The sequence below is a fragment of the Stenotrophomonas sp. YJH_SMC_110 genome, from assembly GCF_059369255.1.
Map to the genome: position 1 here is coordinate 128,231 of NZ_JCAFSM010000009.1, position 21,241 is coordinate 149,471.

At 66.0% G+C, this 21,241-nt stretch carries 16 protein-coding genes; 9 read left to right on the forward strand and 7 right to left on the reverse strand.

The features are described 5' to 3' along the window. Positions 1-7: 7 nt before the first annotated feature. Entirely contained in the window at positions 8-4,462 is a 4,455-nt protein-coding gene (gltB, locus tag AC5P6H_RS16460) for a glutamate synthase large subunit (RefSeq protein WP_075075920.1), read from the reverse strand. 174 nt (positions 4,463-4,636) lie between these two features. Beyond that, positions 4,637-5,026, reverse strand: coding sequence for an I78 family peptidase inhibitor (locus AC5P6H_RS16465; RefSeq protein WP_014035471.1), 390 nt, complete (start codon positions 5,024-5,026; stop codon positions 4,637-4,639). A gap of 111 nt (positions 5,027-5,137) precedes the next feature. Between AC5P6H_RS16465 and AC5P6H_RS16470 the strand changes: the two genes are divergently transcribed. Then, positions 5,138-6,196, forward strand: a complete 1,059-nt coding sequence (locus tag AC5P6H_RS16470; RefSeq protein ID WP_014645460.1) for a DNA topoisomerase IB — start codon at positions 5,138-5,140, stop codon at positions 6,194-6,196. Here the strand turns inward: AC5P6H_RS16470 and AC5P6H_RS16475 are convergent. Then, positions 6,184-6,492: a hypothetical protein gene (locus AC5P6H_RS16475; protein WP_111206355.1), complete on the reverse strand. Its 309-nt coding sequence runs from the start codon at positions 6,490-6,492 to the stop codon at positions 6,184-6,186. The two genes, AC5P6H_RS16470 and AC5P6H_RS16475, sit on opposite strands and share 13 nt — an antisense overlap. 217 nt (positions 6,493-6,709) lie before the next feature. Here AC5P6H_RS16475 and AC5P6H_RS16480 point away from each other — a divergent pair, with 217 nt between their 5' ends. From AC5P6H_RS16480 to AC5P6H_RS16495, 4 genes are all read left to right on the forward strand, one after another. Further along, positions 6,710-7,816 carry an SDR family oxidoreductase gene (locus AC5P6H_RS16480; RefSeq protein ID WP_014645462.1) on the forward strand — a complete coding sequence of 369 codons (1,107 nt, stop codon included), beginning with the start codon at positions 6,710-6,712 and terminating at the stop codon, positions 7,814-7,816. Positions 7,817-8,700: 884 nt separating this feature from the next. Next, complete coding sequence (locus AC5P6H_RS16485) at positions 8,701-10,821, forward strand: peptidase domain-containing ABC transporter (RefSeq protein WP_495202887.1); 2,121 nt, start codon at positions 8,701-8,703, stop codon at positions 10,819-10,821. Beyond that, positions 10,818-11,381: an HlyD family secretion protein gene (locus AC5P6H_RS16490; protein WP_495202888.1), complete on the forward strand. Its 564-nt coding sequence runs from the start codon at positions 10,818-10,820 to the stop codon at positions 11,379-11,381. Before AC5P6H_RS16485 ends, AC5P6H_RS16490 begins: the two co-directional genes overlap by 4 nt. Beyond that, positions 11,378-12,061, forward strand: coding sequence for an HlyD family secretion protein (locus tag AC5P6H_RS16495; RefSeq protein ID WP_495202889.1), 684 nt, complete (start codon positions 11,378-11,380; stop codon positions 12,059-12,061). The genes AC5P6H_RS16490 and AC5P6H_RS16495 overlap by 4 nt, the downstream gene beginning before the upstream one ends. Positions 12,062-12,171: 110 nt before the next feature. On the opposite strand, the gene AC5P6H_RS16500 is transcribed toward AC5P6H_RS16495, so the two are convergent. Continuing rightward, complete coding sequence (locus AC5P6H_RS16500) at positions 12,172-13,239, reverse strand: serine hydrolase domain-containing protein (protein ID WP_227864077.1); 1,068 nt, start codon at positions 13,237-13,239, stop codon at positions 12,172-12,174. 191 nt (positions 13,240-13,430) lie between these two features. Here AC5P6H_RS16500 and AC5P6H_RS16505 point away from each other — a divergent pair, with 191 nt between their 5' ends. Continuing rightward, positions 13,431-13,817, forward strand: coding sequence for a BlaI/MecI/CopY family transcriptional regulator (locus tag AC5P6H_RS16505; protein ID WP_014645465.1), 387 nt, complete (start codon positions 13,431-13,433; stop codon positions 13,815-13,817). 3 nt (positions 13,818-13,820) lie between these two features. Beyond that, a complete protein-coding gene (locus AC5P6H_RS16510; RefSeq protein ID WP_495202890.1) occupies positions 13,821-15,821 on the forward strand; it encodes a M56 family metallopeptidase in 2,001 nt (666 codons plus the stop codon). A 66-nt stretch (positions 15,822-15,887) separates the two neighbouring features. Here the strand turns inward: AC5P6H_RS16510 and AC5P6H_RS16515 are convergent, their stop codons facing one another. The 3 genes from AC5P6H_RS16515 to AC5P6H_RS16525 all read right to left on the reverse strand — a co-directional run bounded on the left by AC5P6H_RS16515 (position 15,888) and on the right by AC5P6H_RS16525 (position 19,789). After that, positions 15,888-16,202: an I78 family peptidase inhibitor gene (locus tag AC5P6H_RS16515; RefSeq protein WP_495202891.1), complete on the reverse strand. Its 315-nt coding sequence runs from the start codon at positions 16,200-16,202 to the stop codon at positions 15,888-15,890. Positions 16,203-16,280: 78 nt separating this feature from the next. Next, positions 16,281-17,303, reverse strand: a complete 1,023-nt coding sequence (locus tag AC5P6H_RS16520; protein ID WP_049404226.1) for a ribonuclease H-like domain-containing protein — start codon at positions 17,301-17,303, stop codon at positions 16,281-16,283. Then, the gene (locus AC5P6H_RS16525; protein WP_401727957.1) at positions 17,300-19,789 is read right to left on the reverse strand and encodes a DEAD/DEAH box helicase; all 2,490 of its coding nucleotides are present in this window, start codon (positions 19,787-19,789) and stop codon (positions 17,300-17,302) included. The genes AC5P6H_RS16520 and AC5P6H_RS16525 overlap by 4 nt, the downstream gene beginning before the upstream one ends. A 212-nt stretch (positions 19,790-20,001) precedes the next feature. Between AC5P6H_RS16525 and AC5P6H_RS16530 the strand changes: the two genes are divergently transcribed. Both AC5P6H_RS16530 and AC5P6H_RS16535 read left to right on the forward strand, forming a co-directional pair. Then, complete coding sequence (locus AC5P6H_RS16530) at positions 20,002-20,520, forward strand: hypothetical protein (RefSeq protein WP_495202892.1); 519 nt, start codon at positions 20,002-20,004, stop codon at positions 20,518-20,520. Positions 20,521-20,560: 40 nt separating this feature from the next. Further along, complete coding sequence (locus AC5P6H_RS16535) at positions 20,561-21,235, forward strand: hypothetical protein (RefSeq protein WP_014645470.1); 675 nt, start codon at positions 20,561-20,563, stop codon at positions 21,233-21,235. Positions 21,236-21,241 lie beyond the last annotated feature (6 nt).

The window sequence follows — 21,241 nt, forward strand, 5'->3', positions numbered from 1 at the left end:
GAAAACATCACGCGGCGCGTCGCAGGGTTTCGGTCAGCGACTCGATGCTGGCGGCCTTGGGTTTGACCAGCCAGAACTTGCCGATGTAATCGCGGAACTCGTCCAGGATCTGTTGTGCCCAGATGCTGCCGGTCAGCTCGCGATGGCGGCCGATCAGGCGGTGCAGGTGCTGGCGGTAGTTCTCGAAGCCTTCGGCGGACACGCGATGGATGTCGATCAGCTCGTGGTTGTAGCGGTCGACGAAATCACGGTCCACGTCCAGTACGTAGGCCAGGCCGCCGGTGAAGCCGGCGCCGAAGTTCAGCCCGACCTTGCCCAGCACCAGCACCACGCCATCGGTCATGTACTCGCAGCAGTGGTCACCGGCACCTTCGACCACGGCCAGTGCGCCGGAATTGCGCACCGCGAAGCGCTCGCCGGCGCGGCCGGCAGCGAACAGCTCACCGCCGGTGGCACCGTACAGGCAGGTGTTGCCGATGATGGCGGTGCTGCGTGCCTCGAAGCGCGCGCCACGCGGCGGCCGCACCACCAGCCGGCCGCCAGCCATGCCCTTGCCGACGTAATCGTTGGCTTCGCCTTCCACTTCCAGGTGCAGGCCACCGACATTGAAGGCGCCGAAGCTCTGCCCGGCGCTGCCACGGAAGCGCAGTTCCAGCGGTGCCTCGGCCATGCCCTGGTTGCCGTGCGCGCGTGCCACCGCACCTGCCAGGCGGGTACCGATGCTGCGGTCGGTGTTGTGGATCAGGAAGCGATGCTCGCCGCCGCGCTTGTGCTCGATGGCCGGGGCCAGCAGGCCATCCATCTGCGTGGCCAGGCTGTCCGGCGATTCGTACAGGCGCTGCGCGGCGCAGTGGCTGCCCTCGTAGCGGCTGTCGGCCAGCAGGCGCGACAGGTCCACGCGCACGCCGTCGCGCGGCGCGGATTCGATCTGGCGCAGCAGGTCGGTACGGCCGACGATCTCTTCCAGCGAACGCGCGCCCAGGTAGGACAGCCAGCCACGCACTTCTTCGGCCAGCAGCCGGAAGAAGTTCTCCACGCGCTCGGGCTGCCCGGTGAAGTGGTTCTCGCGCAGGCGCTCGTCCTGGGTGGCCACGCCGGTGGCACAGTTGTTGAGGTGGCAGATGCGCAGGTACTTGCAGCCCAGCACGATCATCGGCGCGGTACCGAAGCCGAAGCTGTCGGCGCCCAGCAATGCGGCCTTGACCACGTCCAGCCCGGTCTTCAGGCCGCCATCGGTCTGCAGCAGGGTACGGCCGCGCAGGTCGTTGGCGAGCAGCGCCTGGTGCGCCTCGGCCACGCCCAGCTCCCACGGCACGCCGGCATAGCGGATCGAGCTGACCGGCGAGGCACCGGTGCCGCCATCATGGCCGGAGATGGTGATCAGGTCCGCACCGGCCTTGACCACGCCCGCCGCAATCGTTCCGACGCCGGCATGGCTGACCAGCTTCACCGACACCAGCGCGGTCGGGTTGACCTGCTTGAGGTCGTAGATCAGCTGCGCCAGGTCCTCGATCGAATAGATGTCGTGATGCGGCGGCGGCGAAATCAGACCGATGCCCGGGCGCGCATAGCGCAGCCGCGCGATCAGTTCGTTGACCTTGTGCCCGGGCAGCTGGCCACCCTCGCCGGGCTTGGCACCCTGCGCGACCTTGATCTGCAGCACCTCGGCATTGACCAGGTACTCGGCGGTCACGCCGAAGCGCCCGGAGGCCACCTGCTTGATCTTGCTGCGCCTGGCGGTGCCATAGCGTGCGGGGTCTTCACCGCCTTCGCCGGAATTGCTGCGGCCCCCCAGGCGATTCATCGCAATCGCCAGCGCCTCGTGCGCCTCAGGCGACAGTGCCCCCAGGCTGATCGCCGCGGTATCGAAGCGCGGGAACAGTTCGCTGGCCGGGGCCACTTCATCGAGCGGTGCGGGCGTGGCGGCAGGGACCAGTTCCAGCAGGTCACGCAGTGCCGAGGGCGGGCGCGCATGCACCGCATCGCAGTACTGCTGCCAGGCACGCGGATCGCCGCTGCGCGCCGCGCGCTGCAGGGTGGTGACCACGTCCGGGTTGTACATGTGGTACTCGCCGCCGTGCACGTACTTCAGCAGGCCGCCGACATCCACGTCCTGCTGCGCGTCCCACGCCTGCGCGCACAGCTCGCGCGCGTCGGCATCCAAGCGCGCGAAACCCGCGCCACCGATGCGCGAAGCGGTATCCGGGAAGCACAGATCGACGACCTCCGGTTCCAGGCCGATGATCTCGAACAGCTGCGCGCCGCGGTAGCTGGCCACGGTACAGATGCCCATCTTCGAGATGATCTTCGACAGCCCCTTGTAGACGCCCTTGCGGTAGCGGCGGCCGATCTGCGACTGCTCACCGCCCTTGCTGAGCTTGAGGATGCCGCGGCGGCCCAGGTCGAACAGGGTCTGGTAGGCCAGGTACGGATACACCGCCGTGGCGCCGAAGCCGAGCAGGCAGGCCATGTGATGCGGGTCGCGCGCGGTGCCGGTCTCGACGATGAGATTCACGTCGCAGCGCAGGCCCAGCCGCGAGAGGTGGTGGTGGATGGCGCTGGTGGCCAGCAGCGCATGCACCATCGGCCGCCCGGCCACCGGGTAGCGGTCGGACAGCAGCAGCATCACCATGCCTTCGCGCGCGGCCTGTTCGGCCTCGGCGCAGATGCGCTCGATGCCGGCACGCAGGCCCTCGTCTTCGCTGTAGGACAGGTCGAGCAGACGGTTGGCCTGCGCGTACTGGTCCATCTTCAGCAGCTGGCGCAGCTTGCGCTGGCTGAGCACCGGCGAATTGAGGATGACGTGGTTCACCGTCTCCGGACCGGCATGGAAGATGTTGGTCTCCTTGCCGAGCTGGGTGGACAGGGACATCGCGCAGTCTTCGCGCAGCGGATCGATCGGCGGGTTGGTGACCTGCGCGAAGGCCTGGCGGAAATAGTCGTACAGCGGGCGGCTGCGCTGGCTCAGCACCGCCATCGGCGTGTCGTCGCCCATCGAGCCGGTGGCTTCCTGCTCGGTCTCGGCCAGCGGCCGCAGCACCTGCTCCACTTCCTCGCTGCTGAGCTGGTACAGCTTGTGGTAGCTGCGCAGGGTGGCTTCGTCGAACGGCTCTTCCACCAGCGACGGGTCGATCAGTTCGGTCTGCAGGTAGGTCACGCCCTGCTGCAGCCACTGCTTGTAGGGCGCGCGGCCGCGGTTGATGCGGTCGACCGCATCGGAGTCGAGCAGGTCGCCGCGCTTGAGGTCGATCGCGATCATTTCGCCGGGGCCGAGCTTGCCCTTGCGCACCACCCGCTCGGTGGGCACTTCCCACACGCCCGCTTCAGAGGCAACCAGGAAGTGGCGGTCGGCGGTCAGCATCCAGCGTGCCGGGCGCAGGCCGTTGCGGTCGAGGGTGCAGACGGCGTAGCGGCTGTCGCAGGCAACGATGCCGGCCGGGCCATCCCACGGCTCGCTGTTCAGGCCGTGGAACTCGTAGAACGCGGCCAGGTCCGGGTCCTTGAACTCCAGCGACTGGGTGGCCGGCGGCACCAGGATGCGCAGCGCCTGGATCAGCTCCATGCCACCGGCGACCATCAGTTCCAGCATGTTGTCCAGGCTCTGCGAGTCCGAGCCGTGCATGGAGATCACCGGGTCGAATTCGGCGATGTCGAAGCGCGGCGTCTTCCACACCTTGCTGCGCGCCTGGGCCCAGCGGCGGTTGCCTTCGATGGTGTTGATCTCGCCATTGTGGGCGAGCATCCGGAACGGGTGGGCAAGCGGCCAGCGCGGCAGCGTGTTGGTCGAGAAGCGCTGGTGGAACACGATCGCGCTGGAGGCCAGTTCGCGCCGCTGCAGGTCCGGATAGAAGCGGCTGAGCTTGTCCGGCAGCACCATGCCCTTGTAGCTGATCGCATCGGGGGTGAGGGTGGTGACGTAGAAATCAGCGTGATCGCGCAGCTGCTGTTCGCTGCGGCGACGGGCCAGGAACAGCGCCAGCGCGAAGCCGGCATCGTCCTGGCCGACACCGGCATCGACGAACACCTGTTCGATGCGCGGCAGGGTATCGCGCGCCAGCTGGCCGCAGACGCTGTCATCGGTGGGTACCTCGCGCCAGCCGGCGACCTTGCAGCCGACCGCTTCCACCTGCGCCTGCAGCTGGGTACGGCAGGCGTCGGCGGCCTCGCTGTCGTGCGGCAGGAACACCAGGCCGGCAGCGAAGCGCGCGGCGGTGGTGATGCCGGCTTCGCTGGCCAGCAGTTTCAGGAATGCATCGGGGCGGCGCAGCAGCAGGCCACAGCCATCGCCGGTCAGGCCATCGGCGGCGACGCCGCCACGGTGGGTCATGCGTGAAAGCGCGGCGATGGCGGTATCAACCAACAGGCGCGAAGGTTGATCGTCGAGCTGGGCGACCATGCCAAATCCACAGGCATCGCGCTCGGAGCGCGGGTCGTAAAGCCCTTGGCGGTTGCGGGGGGCCATCTCTACCTCGATGCGTATAGGGTTGGCGGCGACACTCGTCCCCGCTCATTCCCTGGAGCGCATCGTGAGGCCACCGGATGCCTCGACTAGATCACAGGTTGCTGCAGCGCCGCAATACACGGTTGCAGGTGCAACAGAACGCGCCGGCAACCCCGTGCCGGCGCGGGGTCGGCCTCAGCCGCAGCGCACGCCGCTGACCAGGCCCTTGTCGTCCACTTCGATGTTCAGGCGGTCGCCGAGGAATTCCATCGTGGCCACGTCGTTGGGCTTCATGACGCGCAGCTGGTGGGCACCGGCATCTTCCTGCGCCTGCTTGCCCAGCGCGTCGGCGTAGGCCTGGCCGACCAGGCTCTGCACCTGGCTGGCATCGCAGGTGCCGACCGGCGGTGCCTCGGTGGCCTTGCCGGCTTCGTCGGCCGGTGCCTTGGCGGCTTCGGCAGCCTGCTGGGCATGGGCCGTGGCCGAATCCTGTTCATCCAGCGCCGGTGCCTGGCAGGCGGTCAGGGCCAGCACGGCCGGCAGCAGCAGGGCGGAGAGCGAACGGGCGCGAATCGGGAACGACATCATGACTCCGGAAGGGATTGTGAAAGCCCGAGCATAGCGGCGAACCGATCCTCACGTGTTTGTCTTGTGTTATCGACAGGATCGCGGCAGCGCGGCAGCGACACTGCACGCATGCCGACCCCCTCTACCCCCGAACGACAGGCCGCGCGCGCTGCGGGCCTGCGCTATGTCGATGACACCCAGCCGGGCATCAGCCGGCGCCGCGCCGGCAAGGGCTTCAGCTACCGCGATGCCGATGGCCATGCGGTGCGCGATGCCGCCACCCTGCAGCGCATCCGCGCGCTGGCGATCCCACCGGCCTATACCGCCGTATGGATCTGCGCCCACGCCAATGGCCATCTGCAGGCCACCGGCCGCGATGCCCGCGGGCGCAAGCAGTATCGCTACCACGCCGATTGGGCCGCAGTGCGCGACGCCGGCAAGTTCGACCGGGTGATCGCCTTTGGTGAAGCACTGCCCGCGCTGCGGCGCCGGCTCAGCCGCGATCTCAAGCACAGCGGCTTCCCCCGCGAAAAGGTGCTGGCGGTCGTGGTCGCGCTGCTGGCCGACACCCTGGTGCGGGTAGGCAATGAGTCCTATGCCAAGGAAAACAGATCCTTTGGCCTGACCACGCTGCGCAACCGGCACCTCGACCTGCTGCGCGGCGGGCGCGTACGGATGCGCTTCCGCGGCAAATCCGGGCAGCTGCACGAAGTGACGGTAGGTGACCGCCGGCTGGGCACGCTGGTGCGCGGCGTGCAGCAGTTGCCGGGCCAGGCGTTGTTCCAGTATCGCGACGACGACGGTGCCATCCAGCCGGTCGACTCCGGTGCGGTCAACGATTACCTGCGCGAGGTGATGGGCGAGGAATTCACCGCCAAGGATTTCCGCACCTGGGGCGGCACCCTGGCCGCGGTGCAAGCGTTCGCGGCCACCGAGTTGCCCGAACCGGCCAGCCAGCGTGCGCTGGCCAAGGTACAGCGTGAGGTGGTGTGCAAGGTAGCGACCCAGTTGGGCAATACGCCTGCGGTGTGCCGCAAGGCCTACATCGACCCCTGCGTGTTCGCCGGCTGGGAGCGCGGTGAACTGGCGGAACTGGCCGGCCTGCGTGGGCCGCGCCAGTGGGAGCAGGCCACCCTGCGCGTGCTGCGCAGGGCTCGCCGGCTCAGCCGCAGACGTCAGCCGCAATAGATCGCGGTGATGTTGTTGGTGCGGCCCTTCTCGATGGTCAGGCGGTCACCGCCTTCGTGTGCCGGCGGCACGCGCGGGCCGTCATGGCGCAGCACCTGCACGTGCAGGCTGTCGCTGTCCACGCGCGCGCGCTCGACGGTTGCGGCGGAGGCGGCCAGGCCGAGCGCACCACGCACCCTGTCGCTGTGGCACTGGCCGGAAATCATGCCGTCGATCGGCTGCACCTGGGCCACCGGCGTGCTGCTGCAGGCGGCGAGGGCGAGACAGACGGCGGCGGTGGCGATGGCATGCTTCATGGAAGGGTTCCTTGGTGTGGTTGCGTGCAGCGTGCGACGGCGCACGTGGTGGCGGAATGAACACCGTGCACATCGTGGACACGGTGCGCTCACCCCCGCCAACAGCCTGGGTGGAGACACTGCAGTCGCGGCGGATGCCGCCCCCGGTACTGCGGCGCATGCGCCCGGTAGTGCCGGCCGCTGGCCGCCGATCCCATTCCCCCCCGAGGAGACCTGCATGGCCACCACCCGAAAGACCCCCGCCCGCCGCAAAGCCTCACCCAAGGTGCGCAAGGGCAGCACCGCGACCCAGACCGCTGCCGACCCCGCTCGCCCGCGGGTGGTGAAGACCGCAACCCGCAAGGCGGCGGCTGGTGATCCCCGCGCCGCCCGCGTTGCCGCCCGGCAGCGGCGCCTGCAGGATCAGGAAAAGGCCAAGGACGCCCGCGCGGCCAAGAAGGCCACGAAAAAGACCGCGACCCAGGCCGGCGCACGCCGCCAGCCGGAGGCCATGCCGGCCCAGCAGCTGGCAAAGCCGGGGCACGAACACGAACTGGAGCTGGCGCCGCGCTTCCTCGCGCCGGACTACACCGGCAGCGGCAAGCTGCAGGGCATGCGCGCGATCGTCACTGGCGGTGATTCCGGCATCGGCCGTGCTGTGGCCGTGCTGTTCGCACGCGAAGGCGCCGATGTGGCGGTCCTGCACCTGGACGAGGCCGAAGATGCCGACATCACCCGCCAGCACGTGGAGCGCGAAGGTGGCCGCTGTGTGGTGATCGCCGGTGACGTGCGCGACCCGCGCTTCTGCAACAAGGCGGTCAAGCAGGTGGCCAAGGCCTTCGGTGGCATCGACATCCTGGTCAACAACGCCGCGTTCCAGCTGCACTGCGAGCGGCTGGAGGATCTGGAAGACGCGCACCTGCAGGAGACGCTGCAGACCAACATCGGCGGCTACATCCAGATGGCGCGTGCGGTACTGCCGCATCTGGGCGAGGGCGCCAGCATCATCAACACCGGCTCGGAAACCGGACTCTTCGGCAGCAAGGCGCTGATCGACTACTCGGCCACCAAGGGCGCGATCCATGCGTTCACCAAGGCCCTGGCCAGCCAGCTGCTGCCGCGCGGCATCCGGGTCAACTGCGTGGCGCCGGGGCCGGTATGGACGCCGCTGAACCCGGCCGACAAGCAGGCCGGGGATGTCGCCGAGTTCGGAAAGGACAGCGACATGGGCCGGCCTGCACAGCCTGAAGAGCTGTCACCGGCGTATGTGTTCCTGGCCTCGCCGGTCTGTGCAAGCTACATCAGCGGGGCGATCCTGCCGGTGATGGGTGGGCCGCGGGGGTAGGGGGAACCTGTTCGGGTCCACCCAAGACGGGATCGCCAACCCAATATTCTCACGTGAGGCTAGTGTCATTGCCTGCCTACTAAGTGCCAGGCGATTTGCAACTTTCCTCATGGATGTGAATGCAAATTCAAGCACATCGTTGACCTGCGGCGTGAATGCGGAGTCCTGAACTACCGCCGTGTTGGTTGTATTCGTTAAAGAAGATGGTCCCTTCATCAAGGATAAGGAGCATTCCATGAAAGAGATTTCTGCAGATCAGGTCGATAGCATCTCAGGAGGATGGCTGCCTTGGGCCGCTGTGGCCGCGTTTGTCTACTACGAACGAAATGAAATCCGGACTTTGTAGGCGGCGTCATGGACGGGTTCAACGGAACCAACCATATGGAGCCAAAGTAAATGACGGAATTTCGAGAGCTACATTGCGATGAAATCGGAGAAATTTCAGGCGGAGATTGGCAGACCTGGAACTGGGGAAGGATGGTGGGTTCAGCTCTAGGTAGTGCTTGGGGCGCGATGAAGGAGTACGCGGCCTCTCCCGATTCTTCCACTGACGTCATAGTCTAGTTGCTTCCTATTACCTTGGATGCCGGGTGCTTCTACCCGGCATCTTCCATTTTTCGTCGTGGAGCCACTTGTGCAATCAGATGATTCAAAAGGTGGGGGTGAGCGGGGCAAGTTCTATGTTTTCAGAGTCAAGAGGCGGGACGCTCATGTTCTTGGTGCGATTGCATTGCTGTGGTTCCTTTGGAGTCAAGGTGGCGAAATTTACAGCCTATTCTCAAAGCTATTGAAAGCATTCTGCAGTGGGCGTCCGCTTAGTCTGGAGCTCCACCGCAATTGAGAACGCAATCGATGAAATATTTTCACGACTAGGAGGGCGACGCATGGACGCCCCTATACAGTCTGAGGTGGCTGAGTGTGGTCTTGCATGCTTGGCCATGGTCGCGGCGCACCATGGCAACAAGGCCGGGCTTCGGGAGCTTCGTCGCCGGTATCCGCTCTCGCTCAAAGGCGCTACGCTGGCTCACATCATTGACGTTGGGGCAAAGCTTGGCTTTCGTTGTCGCCCGTTGAGCTTGGACATGGAGCATCTGAGCCAGCTGCAACTGCCCTGCATCGCGCATTGGGACCTTAATCACTTCGTGGTGATTGAGAAGCTCCATCGAAGCAGCATCACTGTCCTGGACCCAGCATTTGGCAAGCGCAAGCTATCCTTCGAAGAGGTCTCGCGGCACTTTACGGGCATCGCTCTTGAGCTCCATCCAACCGCAGAGTTCCAGGTCACGCCGCCTCCAGCCGCAGTCTCGCTGAAGAAATTGACCGGAAAGATCGAAGGTTTGTGGCGATCCCTTGGCTTGTTGCTCTTGTTCTCAGTGGCTCTTCAAATATTCGTTCTGATAGCGCCATTCTTCATGCAATGGACAGTTGATCAGGCACTGGTCGCTTCCGATAGGGACCTTCTGACGGTACTTGGCCTCGGCTTTGGTCTAGCACTTGTACTGCAGGTATGTATCGGACAGATTCGAGGCAGAGCGTTAATTTATCTATCAAACCGATTGAGCCTGCAGTGGACCGGCAATGTCTTCCGACATCTCATGCACTTGCCCTTGGATTACTTTGAGAAACGTCATCTGGGTGACGTCACCTCGCGGATGGGTAGTGTCCAGGCCATCCAGCGAACACTGACGACAAGTTTCGTTGAAGCGCTGATCGACGGCCTCATGATGATAGTGACGTTTGGAATGATGCTGCTGTACAGCTGGAAGCTCGCTCTCGTCACCCTGGTAGCCGTTGTCCTGTATGCCATTGCACGCGCGGTTGCGTTTAGTCCCCTTCGGCAAGGAACCGAGGCGCAGTTGATCGCGGGGGCAAAACAGCAGAGTCATCTGCTTGAGTCAATCCGCGGCGTTCAGTCAGTGAAGGTCGCGGGCCGCGAGTCGATTCGCCAAGCTGGCTACTTCAACCTTTTGAACGATGCCATCAACCGAGACATCTGGCTTTCGAAGTTTGGCCTGGGTTTCAGTGGCGCAAGCCAATTTGTGTTCGGTCTGGAACGCATCGCGGTCATCTGGATTGGAGCGCTTCTCGCAATGGAGAGCGTGTTCTCAGTGGGTATGCTGATCGCCTACCTTGCGTACAAGGATCAGTTCTCACAGCGCGTGGGCGCCTTGATCGACAAGTGGGTGGAACTCCGCATGCTTCACTTACATGGTGAGCGGCTTTCTGACATTGTTCTCACGGAGCCGGAGAGCCCTTCTTTAAGGTCAGGTGGTCTGCCCCCTGATGATCTGCGTATCGAGGCCGATGGTCTTGGCTTTCGCTATGCTCCTGGTGAGCCGTGGGTACTCAGGAACTGTACCCTGGCGATTGAGCCCGGCGAATCGGTGGCCATCATCGGTCCCTCGGGTTGCGGAAAGACAACATTACTGAAGATTCTGCTTGGCCTTCTGCAACCCTCCGAAGGAGAGGTTCGAGTCGGGGGCGTGCCGCTTTCCAAGCTCGACATGGATGCCTATCGCCGAGTGATCGGAGCTGTAATGCAGGATGATCAGCTCTTCGCGGGAAGTGTGAGTGAAAATATTGCCTTCGAGGATCAGGACTGGGACGAAGATCGAGTGCGTGAGGCAGCTCGCCTAGCTGCAGTCCACGACGATATCTCTGCGATGCCAATGGGGTATAACAGCCTGATCGGAGACATGGGAACCTCCTTGTCGGGAGGCCAAAGGCAGAGGGTAATCCTCGCTAGAGCCTTGTATCGTAAGCCTCGTTTTCTCTTTCTTGACGAGGCGACCAGCCATCTGGACGTGGATCGAGAGAGGCTTGTCAGCAACGCGGTGCGGAAGCTTGACCTCACCCGAGTGATCATCGCTCATCGTCCTGAGACGATCGCTAGTGCCGATCGAGTCCTCGTTATGCATGCGGGGACGATTGCTCCGGAACTGAAGCGAAGCCCTTCGGGTCCTTTGGCGAACGGAGAACAGCGTGAAAAGGTCACTGTTCCATGAGCGATTTGTTCCGAAAGGAGGCAGTAGACGCACAGCGGCGCAGCTGGCTCGGGGCGATATCTCTCGCGCAACCTGTTCGATTCTGGATTCTGGGGCTCTTCGCAGCGATAGCTGCCTCGACAATTGTCAGCTTCCTGTACCTGGGCGAGTACTCGCGCAGGTCGCGGGTACTGGGTGAACTTGTGCCAGATCTCGGGCTGTCCACAGTCGTCGCTCCCTCTGCAGGTGTCGTGTCAAGGTTGAATGTGGAAGAGGGCGACCATGTTTGTGTTCAAGATGGACTGCTGACAGTGAATGTTCCAAGAGTCACGTCCTCCGGTCGCGATTCTGTGTCTACCTTGCTCGATGCCCAGAGGAGCCGAATTGCAAGCGTAAGCGCGATCAGCGAGTTTCAGGACAGGCAGTTTGCAGCCCAGCAGGACGGCGCCAAAGCGCAGCGCAGCGCGATGTTGCGAGAGCTAGCCCAGATTGAGTCTGAGATCCAGACACGCGGCGAGCAGGTAAGGATCGGTCGCGAAACCGTAGCTCGCTATGAAGCGTGGAGGATCAGCGTTATGTGAGTCTCGTTCAGATCAACCAGCAAGAGCAATCGACACTTGAGATGGTGAACGCACAGCAGGCGCTCCAACGCCAAGCGACGTCAATTCGTAGGAGTCTGGCTGAACTGGAGCAGCGCCTTGCGGAGATTCCTCAGCAGAGGCTGTCGACTAAGGCCACGTCTGAGCGGGACTTGGCGGCACTGAGCCAGGAAACTATTCGGATGGAGGCCGATGGCGAACTCCTTCTTCGGGCTCCCGTAGCCGGACTTGTCGCGAACCGGTTGGTCGAGGCCGGACAGGCCGTACAGCCAGGTCAGGCGATTCTTAGCTTGCTACCCGAAGGGTCCGAGCTAAGAGCGCAGTTGCTTGTCCCGAGTTCCGCGATAGGCTTCGTAAAAGTGGGTGATCGAGTTTTGCTGAGGTACCAAGCATATCCCTACCAAAAGTTCGGTACTCATGAGGGCACCGTAATTCGCATCTCCAGAAGCGCAATGATGAAAAGTAAGGAGAGCCACGGTCCAGATCAGTCCCTGTATCGTGTCTTCGTTTCGCTGGACCACCAGGATGTTCTGGCATATGGAAACCGGGAGCCACTGCGTCCAGGTATGCAGCTTGAAGCAGATATTATGGGAGAGCGCCGAAAGCTCTATGAGTGGTTGCTCGAGCCGCTCTACTCTGTCACGGGGAAATTTACGAGATAGTTGATGATGCGCACATCGCGGACACGGTGCGCTCATTGCCGCCAACATAGATGGAGATACTGCAGGAGCGGCATGCGCTACCCCTCGCAGTGTTGCAGCTGCCTGCCGCGTCAGAGCGCTGTTTCAGCAGTCGCATAGAAGTCGGCAATGCGCGGAATGAACTGCTGCGGATTGGCACCGACCAGGTTGGTCAGCACCACTACCGCCACGCCGCGCTCGGGATAGACCACGAAGGCTGAGCGTGCCCCGCCGATGCCGGCCACCTGCAGGTCGGGTGAGGCGTTCAGCACCGGCCAGCCGCCGGCCCAGGCACCGGCGCGACCGTCGGCCAGGCGCTCGACGGTCCACATGCGCTGCCGGGCCGGGTCCTGCAGCAGGCGGCCTTCGGTCAGCGCGACCAGCCAGCGCGCGGTGTCGTCGGCGGTGGTGAGGATGCCGCCACCGGCCCACAGCGAAGGCGGTATGTCATAGAACCAGTGCGACAGGCGCGACGGCGCATCCGCCGCGTCGGTGGCACGCGGGGCCAGGCTGTACATCGTCGCCACATCCGGAATCAGGTCATAGCTGTCGCCGAAGGTGGTGCGCGCCATGCGTGCACTGCTGAACTGGCCGGTGGCCAGGAAGCGCTCGTAGGGCATGCCGGATAGCTGCGCGATGATCCTGGCCAGCAGCACGTAGTTGGTCTGGTTGTAGGCAAAACGCTGCCCGGGGGCCGCTTCGACAGGGCGCGCGGTGACTGCCGCCCATGCCTGTGCCTCGGAACCACCGCCAAGCAGTCCGTTCGCATCGAGGATGTCCGGAAGGCCTGAGGTATGCGCCAGCAACTGGCGCACGCGTACGTCTTTCCACGCAGGTGGAAGATCATCCAGGTAGCGCGACGCCGGCGCGTCCAGATCCAGCTGCCCCCGCTGTGCCAACTGTGCGGCGGCCACGCCGGTGAACGCCTTGGTGGCCGAATTGAGCGGGAAGCGGGTGTCGCGCGTGGCAGGCACGCCATTCTCGACGTTGGCCAGGCCATAGGCCTCTGACAGCACGATCTGTCCCTGCTTGACCACGGCGACCTGCAAGCCGGGGATGCGCTGTTCCAGCATGACCTGGCGGATCAGGCGGCGGGTCTGGTCGTTGGCCGGGTCGTGGCTGGCAGAGATGGCAGCGAAGGGCAGTGCACTGATGAGCATGAGCAGCACTCGGAGCGTGGGACGGAACATGCGGCATTCCACTGGGACGTTGCGGATCGGATGCAGACGGCGCGTCAAAGGTTTAAGGGCGCGGTGGTGCCTACCGTTCGTCGGCCCATGACTTCCGGGGGGTTGACTACAGTTGTCGTCACGCAGACAGTGGCGACACGTGTAGTCAAGGGAGTGGTGTCATGCGTGGCAAGACGATCGGGGACCAGGAGCTGGCCCTGCTGCAGTACATCGATGAACATGCGCCGGCCACGGTCGGCGAGGTCGCCAGTGGCTATGGGGAGGCCCGTGGGCTGGCCCGCTCCACCGTGCTGACGATGATGGAGCGACTGCGGGCGAAGGGGTATCTTCAGCGCCAGCAGCAGGACGGTGTCTACCGCTACCAGGCCACGCGTGGCCCGCAGAGCGTGCTGCAGGGCGCGGTGGCGCAGTTCGTCGACAACACCCTGCAGGGCTCGGTGTCGCCGTTCGTGGCCTACCTGTCGCAGCGCCAGCAGGTCAGCGACAACGAGCTGGCCGAACTGGAAGCGCTGGTTGCCCAACTCCAATCGCGCCGCCACGAGGGCTGAGCCATGGACACCACGATGCTGATCCCGATGTTGGAACGGCTGGGCTGGACCAGCCTGCAGACCGTGCTGCTGGTGGCCCTGGTGTATGGCGTATGCCGCGCGCTGCCGTCGCTGTCGGCGGCGACCCGCTGCCGCCTGTGGTGGCTGGTCTCGCTGCAGGCTGTGCTCGGCCTGTTCTGGAGCCAGCCGTTGCAGCTGGCCTGGCTGCCGGCGCCGCAGGCGGTGGCGATGAGCGCGACCGATGTGGCCGCCGACATGGTCTACCCGCTGGCCCCGGAGGCCTCGGCACAGCTGCTGGCCGCAATGCCGATGCCCGCCGCGGATGTGCCGGCGGTGGCATGGTGGGCCGTCGCACTGGCCACGCTGTGGATGTCCGGCGTGCTGCTGATGGCCCTGCGTACCTTCGGTGAGTGGCGTCGCTGCCGCGCGCTGCTGGCAGCGGCCTATCCCTGCGAGGACGAGGCGCTGGTGCAGGCCCTGCAGCTGGCCTCCGATGCGCACGGCGTGCGTCCTGCGCCGCGGTTGTGGATGAGCACGCAGGTTGACGCACCGCAGCTGGTCGGGCCGTTCCGCCCGGTGCTGCTGCTGCCGGCGGGCGACAACGCCCTGCAGGGCGACGCGCTGGACCTGGCCCTGACCCACGAACTGCAGCACCTGCAGCGGCGTGACCTGCAATGGGGCCTGCTGCCTGCACTGGCCCAGCACCTGTTCTTCTTCCACCCGCTGCTGCGCCTGTCGGTGCGTGAATATGCACAGGCGCGCGAGGAAGCGGTGGATGCAGCGGTGGTTGGCCAGCACGGTGCCAGCCGCCAGGCCTATGGCCGTCTGCTGCTGCAGCTGGGCGTGGCACCGCAGCCGCATCTGGGCGTGGCCAGTGCCGCACCGGATACCACCAGCCTCAAGCGCCGCCTGCTCTCGCTGCAGTCGCGCCGGTCCTGCCCGCGCATCCTGGCGATGGCGTTGACTGCGGTGGTGCTGGTGGTGGGCGTGGCGCCGATGCGGCTGGTCGCAGCGCCGGTGCCGCCGGCACCGCCCGCGCCTCCTGCGGCGCCGAAGGTCGTGCCGCCGCCGCCGCCGAAGGCTCCGAAAGCGCCGCCCGCACCGCCTTCGTCCGCGCGCGTTCCGGCCGTGCCGGTGGCGCCCGCGCCGCCCGCCGAGCCGGCTGATGTCGAGGCGTTGTCAGGTCCGGACGATGCGGATGTGGCGGTCGACGTGGATGCGGATGTCGATGTCGATACCGGCATGCACAGTGAACACACGACCTCCCGCACCACTTCCATCACCACCTACGGCCGCCTGGACCTGGGCAAATCGCCGCCGGAGGCCTTCGTGCTGGTAGATGGCGATTCGACCTTCGCCAACGGCGGCATGGACGACGTGACGGTGGCCCGCAGACAGCTCGGCAAGGGCCCGGCGCTGTGGTTCCGCAAGGGCGACAAGCGCTACGTGGTGCGAGACCCGATGATGATCCAGAGCCTGCAGCGTGCCTACAGCGGCGCGGCGGATCTGGGCCGCCAGCAGAGCGAACTGGGCCGCCAACAGAGTGCGCTGGGTCGCCAGCAGGGCGAACTCGGCAGGCAGATGGGCGAGATGGGCCGCCTGCAGGGCGAGGAGGCGCGCCGCATGGCACTGGCCGCTGCCGAGGCTGCGCGCAGCGCGGTGGCCGCGCATGACATCAACCGCGAAGCGGCGGCAGAAGCGGCGAAGGCGGCGCGGGGCGCGACCAACGATGCGGCCATTGCACGTGAGGCTGCACGTGAGGCTGCTGCAGAGGCACGTCGTGCGATGCAGGAAGTGGACAACGAAACCGCGCGGGCCACCCACACCCGCGGCATGCAGCGCCTGGCCAGCCAGCAGTCTGAACTGGCCAGCCGCCAGGCGGCGCTGGGCAGCCGGCAGGCTGCGTTGGGTGAGCGTCAGGCACGCGTGCATGAGCAGGCGTCGCGGCAGGCGCAGCAGGTGATCGCACACGCACTGGCCAGCGGCAAGGCCGAGCGACTCTGACTGGTAGTGCCGGCCGCTGGCCGGCAATGTGGGGTGCCGGCCAGTGGCCGGCACCCACTGGGTTGATCAACCGCAGCTGGCGCGCTCGATCCGGTTCTGACCGTCCACCTGCACCGTCACGCGGTCCTGGCGGAAGTCCATGGTTACCTCCATGCCCGGCTTGACCACGCGCGCGTTGCGGGCACCGCTATCGGCGACCAGTTTCTTGATGGTGGCCTCGTCGGCGGTCTTGCCGGTGAAGGCTTCCAGCGCTTCCGGCCTGCATTCGCGGGCGGCATCGGCCACCGGTGCCGGTGCGGCATCGTGGGTGGTGCTGCTGCCGGCGTGGCTGCAGGCGGCCAGCGGCAGGATGGCGAGCAGGGCAAGCGGATTGAGGCGCATCGTCGGACTCCAGGCGTGGATGGTGGCGGCAGTGTCACCGCTGCCACCGTCAGGGCATGTCAACGCGGCCCTTGGCCATTACTGCCCGACCAGCGCCAGTGTTTCGCGCTCGCGCTGCTCCTCGCGCACCAGTCGCTGCAGTAGCAGGGCCAGGGTGACCACGTCCTGATGGTTGTGGTCGGCCACCCGACGCAGGTTCACTGCATCGCCGCCGCGCAGGAAACGCAGCCATGCGCCCGGGGCTTCGGAGCCAGGCAGGTCATCCTCGCGCACCACGCGCAGCAGCTGGCGCTCAATGGTGGACAGCTTGCAGTTCTCCCACGTGCCGCGATAGCGGCGGCGGGTCGGGTAGAGCAGGTCGACGTGATCCAGCGCGCTGATCGGGCAACGCTGGCGGGCCAGCCGGTAGCGCGTCTTCAGCAGCGGCGCATCGTAGCTGCGCCCGTTGTAGCTGCAGAACACGGTGGACGGCTGCAGCCAGCGGGCGAAGGTGGCCAGCATCGCGTCCTCGGCGGCCATCGTCGACATCAGCAACTGGCGGATGCGCAGGCCTTCGCCACGCTGCGGGCACACGTGCCAGTCGGCGGCGCCGATCATGAAGGCGCGGGTGCCAGTGCCGCCGGCCAAGCCGGTGGTCTCGGTATCGAAGAACAGCAGGTCGCGCGCGGCGACGTGCTCGTGCTCGCGCCTGGCGAAAGCCAGGGAAAGCGGTTCTGCGGGAATCGGTTGCGGCTGCAGCGACTCGATCAGGAACAGCCCCGGCGCGATTTCCTCGCCGGGGAGCTGGCGATCCTGGGCACTGGCGCGTGCCGGTGCGGCTCCACCACGCGAGCGCAGGCCGAGCAGGCGGTGCAGGCTGCCCACTTCCGGTCGACGCAACGGTGCGGCGGCCGTCACAGGCGCGGCAGCGCCGGTCGGCTTGTGGCGGATTTCCTGTTCGACCCAGGCGAACACCGAGCGCTCTGCCGGTGGCTGCTGTGCATCGTTGGCGGCTACCGGGGCCGGCGCCGGGGGGGGCGGCTCGGGTGCCACCGGCGTGACTGCTTTCGGGTCGCCGGCCTGCTTCCGCAGCAGGCGCAGCTTGTCCAGGCTCAGGCTCACGGTGCCAGCAGCTCCATCGGCTCGCGCGTGGTCACCACCAGGTCGCGCACGTGCTGGCAGGCTTCTGCGTCGAACAGGTCGAGCACGCGCAGCGCCAGCGCGCGCGGCGAGGTTTCATCTTCCTCCTGTGCAGCCAGCACCGGGCCGACACAGGCCGGGCAACCGGCCTTGCAGTCGCAACGCTGCACCAGTTCGCGCGCGCGCTGCACCAGCTCGGCCTGGCGCTGCCACAGCGGCTCGCTCAGGCCAACGCCGCCAGGAAAGTTGTCGTACAGATAAACGGTCGGCACGAACTCCTGCAGCAGCTCCACCGCGCCAGGGTCGCCTTCGCTGCCGCGCAGCTGGCCACGGCCGCTCTGGTCGGCGATCGCGAACCAGGCACCATCGCCGTTGCCGACTGACTTCTGCAGATCGCGCGCATCGGCCATCACCGCCACGGTGGCGACGATGTGCAGGGCATACGCGGCGCCAAGGAAGCCATCCAGCGCATCCTGCTTGCTGGCGAACGCGCGCAGCAGCAGCGCCTGCGGCAGCTGCCACCACACCGCAGTGGTGTGCAGTTCCTGGTCGGGCAGGTTCACCGGCCCATAGCCGATGTTCTCGTGGGTGTAATAGCGGATCTTCTTGTAGCCGGCCACGCGACGCACCACGTGCACTTCGCCATGGTGCGAATCGCCACGGCCGGCCACGCCACCGTCGAAACGGTCCAGCACCTTGAGCTTGGTGAAGTCGATGCTGTCGGTGTAGTAATCCACATGCGTGCGGGTGACATAGGCCTTGCGGCCGTCCCAGTCCAGCGTCTCCACCTGGTAGGGCGTGGACTGCACCATGTGGATGGCGCCTTCGTACAGGGTGAGTGCGGCGGCGGAATAATCGACCTCGGCGATGATCTGCTGGCGGCCGTCGCTGCGGTCGACCACCACGAAGTTGCCGTCGGCCACCGCGCGCAGGCTCACCGCGTTGGCCGGATAGCTGTCGGCGATCCATTCCCAGCGCTCGCCTTCGCGGTGGATGACTTCGGTTTCGGCCAGCGCTTCCAGGAACACTTCCGGATCGATCGGGCCGAAGCCATCGCCAACCCGGAACGGCAGTTCGAAGGCTGCGCAGCGGATGTGGTCGAACAGGATCAGCGGCTGGTCAGGTGCAATGCGTGCATGTTCGGGCGAGGCCTCGGCGAAGAAGTCCGGATGCCGCACCACGTACTGGTCCAGCGGCTGCGAGCTGGCCACCATCACCCCCAGCGCCGGCTGCTGGCGGCGACCGGCGCGGCCGAAGCGCTGCCAGGTGGCGGCCACGCTGCCGGGATAGCCGTTGAGAATGACCACGTCCAGGCTGCCGATATCCACGCCCAGTTCCAGCGCCGACGTGCTGACGATGCCGTCGATGTTGCCGGCGCGCATCGCACGCTCGGTCTCGCGGCGCTCGGTGGGCAGGTAGCCGCCACGGTAGGCGCGGATGCGCGGCGGCTTGCGCGGGTCGTGGTCGAAGATGTCCTTCAGGTACTTGGTCAGCACTTCGACCATCAACCGGGTCTGCGCGAACACCAGGGTCTTCAGCCCGGACTTGATCGCGATGCGCGCGATGCGGTTGCTCTGCGAGCGTGCCGAGGCGCGCAGGCCCAGGTCCGGATTGATCACCGGCGGGTTCCACAGCAGTACCTGTTTCGGTCCGCTGGGCGCACCGGATTCGGTGATCGCGGTGACCGGTGCCTCGATCAACGCCTCGGCATGCGCCTGCGGATTGCCGATGGTGGCCGAGCACAGGATGAACTGCGGTTGCACGCCGTAGAACGCGCAGATGCGCTTGAGCCGGCGCAGCACGTTGGTGACGTGGCTGCCGAACACGCCGCGGTAGGTGTGTACTTCGTCGATGACGATGTAGCGCAGGTTCTCGAAGAACTGCGCCCACTTGGTGTGATGCGGCAGGATCGCCTGGTGCAGCATGTCCGGGTTGGACACCACGATGTCGCCATGCAGGCGGATCGCCTGGCGCGCATCACCCGGGGTATCGCCATCGAAGGTGAAGGCCTTGACGCCCAGATCGCCGGCACGGTTGAGTTCCAGCAGCTCGGCCACCTGGTCCTGTGCCAGCGCCTTGGTCGGGAACAGGTACAGCGCCTTGGCCTTGTCCTGCATCGCCGCGCTGACCACGGGCAGGGTGTAGCACAGCGACTTGCCGCTGGCGGTGGGGGTGACGATGGCCACGTGCTCACCACGCTGGCTGGCCTCCCAGGCCTCGGCCTGGTGGCTGTAGAGCTGCTCGATGCCGCGTGCCTTCAGGGCCGCGGCCAGGGCCGACGGTACCGCATCGGGAATGGGGGCATAGCGGCCCTCGCGGCCGGGAATGGCAAAGCTGCCGGTGATGCGGTCCTGGTAGCGGCGCTGCAGGCGCGCGCTGAGCAGGGCGCCGTCACGGGCGGGCAGGCCATCGCGGGTGGCGAGCTTCTGCTCGGCATCGGCGGTGCGCTTGGCGAGTTCGTAAGCCATGGAAAGTGGAGCCGGGACGGATTGCGAGGGGTCACATGGCACCACATCCACGTCTCAGGATGTGAGACATCGCACACGGAGGGCGTGAACCGTTCAGTGCTCGCGTCCCGTGGCGCCGCCGCATCTCCCCTGGCTGAACAGCTGCCAGTGCAGCAACGAAATCTGAAGCCGGCATCCGTATCCTTGGGCGCTGGACGCAACCAACAGGGCGGATGGCTGTGGCACGACGTGGAACGCAGGGAGCACTCCTGGCCGGCATGCTGCTGGCCGGCATCGCGCAGGCGCAGCAGGCCGCGCCGGTATCGGTGCCCGATCCTGCACCCGTTCCCCCTGCTAGTGCCCCGGCAGCAGCCACCGCGCCGATCTCCACCGCCCTGCCGCAGGACAACGTCACCACCCTCGGCGAGGTGCGTGCACTCAAGCCCGACGACGAGCCGCTGGACCTGTACCGCTTCAAGAACCCGGTGAAGTTCGGCGACAACCGCTTCAGCCGCGACTGGAGCGAGCCACCGTCACCGGAGCAGGTCAGCATGGGCGGCGGCTACATCATGATGGGCGTGGTCAAGGGCGTGCTGGCGGCGGGCCGGGGCCTGAACAAGCTCACCGGTGGCCCCGACCAGATCCAGTCCGCCATCGCCCGGCCACCGCCTGAGCTCAGTGCCGAACAGCGGCAGCGTGCGCTGCGGTTCTCCCAGCAGCAGGATGCCGGTGATGCACCGCCGGTGAAGTAGGCCGGTATATCCTGCCGGTTCCTCAACCGATAGCGCTGCCATGTTCCTGCGTTCGTTCTGCCTGCTGGCTGCATTGCTGCCCGCGTCTGCCTTTGCTGCCGGCATCGCCGGTGATGGCGCGTGCCGCAATGGCGCGTTCCCCTCCGAACAGAGCCGGTTCGCGCTGGCGCGGGTGGTCGACGCACCGCGCCTGTATCTGCTCGGCGACATGGACGGGTGCCCTGCCAAGGGCGAACCGGCCTGCCGCCAGCGCAGCTATGTGGTCAACGGCGATACGGTGGTGACCGGTCGCGACCTTGGCCGCTACCGCTGTGCGTTCTTCCCGAACAAGGTGGGTGGCAGCGCCGGCTGGGTGGACCGCAGCAAGCTGCAGCCGTTGCCGGTGGCCGTGCCAACGCTGCAGGACTGGGTGGGCCACTGGAAAGACGGCGACAACGGCCTGCGCATCACCGTGCAGGGTGGACAACTGCATGTGGATGGCGACGCCTACTGGCCTTCTGCCAACCCCACGCCGGAACAGCGCCCGTATGGCCCGAACATGGGCCAGGTGGAAGCGCGCGCGACGCCGCGTGGTGCTGATGTCGAGTTCGTCGAGGACACGTGCCGGGTGCGCGTGCACTCGCTGGGCGAGGTGCTGATCGTGGCCGACAACAGCGAATGCGGTGGCATGAACGTGCGCTTCAACGGCGTGTACCGGCGCGCGGGGAAACGCTGAAGGACG

What these genes read in the sequence shown, in the direction of transcription:
- gltB (WP_075075920.1), bottom strand. Translation starts at nt 4,462, where the DNA reads ATGGCCCCCCGCAACCGCCAAGGGCTTTACGACCCGCGCTCCGAGCGC.
- AC5P6H_RS16465 (WP_014035471.1), bottom strand. Translation starts at nt 5,026, where the DNA reads ATGTCGTTCCCGATTCGCGCCCGTTCGCTCTCCGCCCTGCTGCTGCCG.
- AC5P6H_RS16470 (WP_014645460.1), top strand. Translation starts at nt 5,138, where the DNA reads ATGCCGACCCCCTCTACCCCCGAACGACAGGCCGCGCGCGCTGCGGGC.
- AC5P6H_RS16475 (WP_111206355.1), bottom strand. Translation starts at nt 6,492, where the DNA reads ATGAAGCATGCCATCGCCACCGCCGCCGTCTGTCTCGCCCTCGCCGCC.
- AC5P6H_RS16480 (WP_014645462.1), top strand. Translation starts at nt 6,710, where the DNA reads ATGGCCACCACCCGAAAGACCCCCGCCCGCCGCAAAGCCTCACCCAAG.
- AC5P6H_RS16485 (WP_495202887.1), top strand. Translation starts at nt 8,701, where the DNA reads ATGGACGCCCCTATACAGTCTGAGGTGGCTGAGTGTGGTCTTGCATGC.
- AC5P6H_RS16490 (WP_495202888.1), top strand. Translation starts at nt 10,818, where the DNA reads ATGAGCGATTTGTTCCGAAAGGAGGCAGTAGACGCACAGCGGCGCAGC.
- AC5P6H_RS16500 (WP_227864077.1), bottom strand. Translation starts at nt 13,239, where the DNA reads ATGCTCATCAGTGCACTGCCCTTCGCTGCCATCTCTGCCAGCCACGAC.
- AC5P6H_RS16505 (WP_014645465.1), top strand. Translation starts at nt 13,431, where the DNA reads ATGCGTGGCAAGACGATCGGGGACCAGGAGCTGGCCCTGCTGCAGTAC.
- AC5P6H_RS16510 (WP_495202890.1), top strand. Translation starts at nt 13,821, where the DNA reads ATGGACACCACGATGCTGATCCCGATGTTGGAACGGCTGGGCTGGACC.
- AC5P6H_RS16515 (WP_495202891.1), bottom strand. Translation starts at nt 16,202, where the DNA reads ATGCGCCTCAATCCGCTTGCCCTGCTCGCCATCCTGCCGCTGGCCGCC.
- AC5P6H_RS16525 (WP_401727957.1), bottom strand. Translation starts at nt 19,789, where the DNA reads ATGGCTTACGAACTCGCCAAGCGCACCGCCGATGCCGAGCAGAAGCTC.
- AC5P6H_RS16530 (WP_495202892.1), top strand. Translation starts at nt 20,002, where the DNA reads ATGGCTGTGGCACGACGTGGAACGCAGGGAGCACTCCTGGCCGGCATG.
- AC5P6H_RS16535 (WP_014645470.1), top strand. Translation starts at nt 20,561, where the DNA reads ATGTTCCTGCGTTCGTTCTGCCTGCTGGCTGCATTGCTGCCCGCGTCT.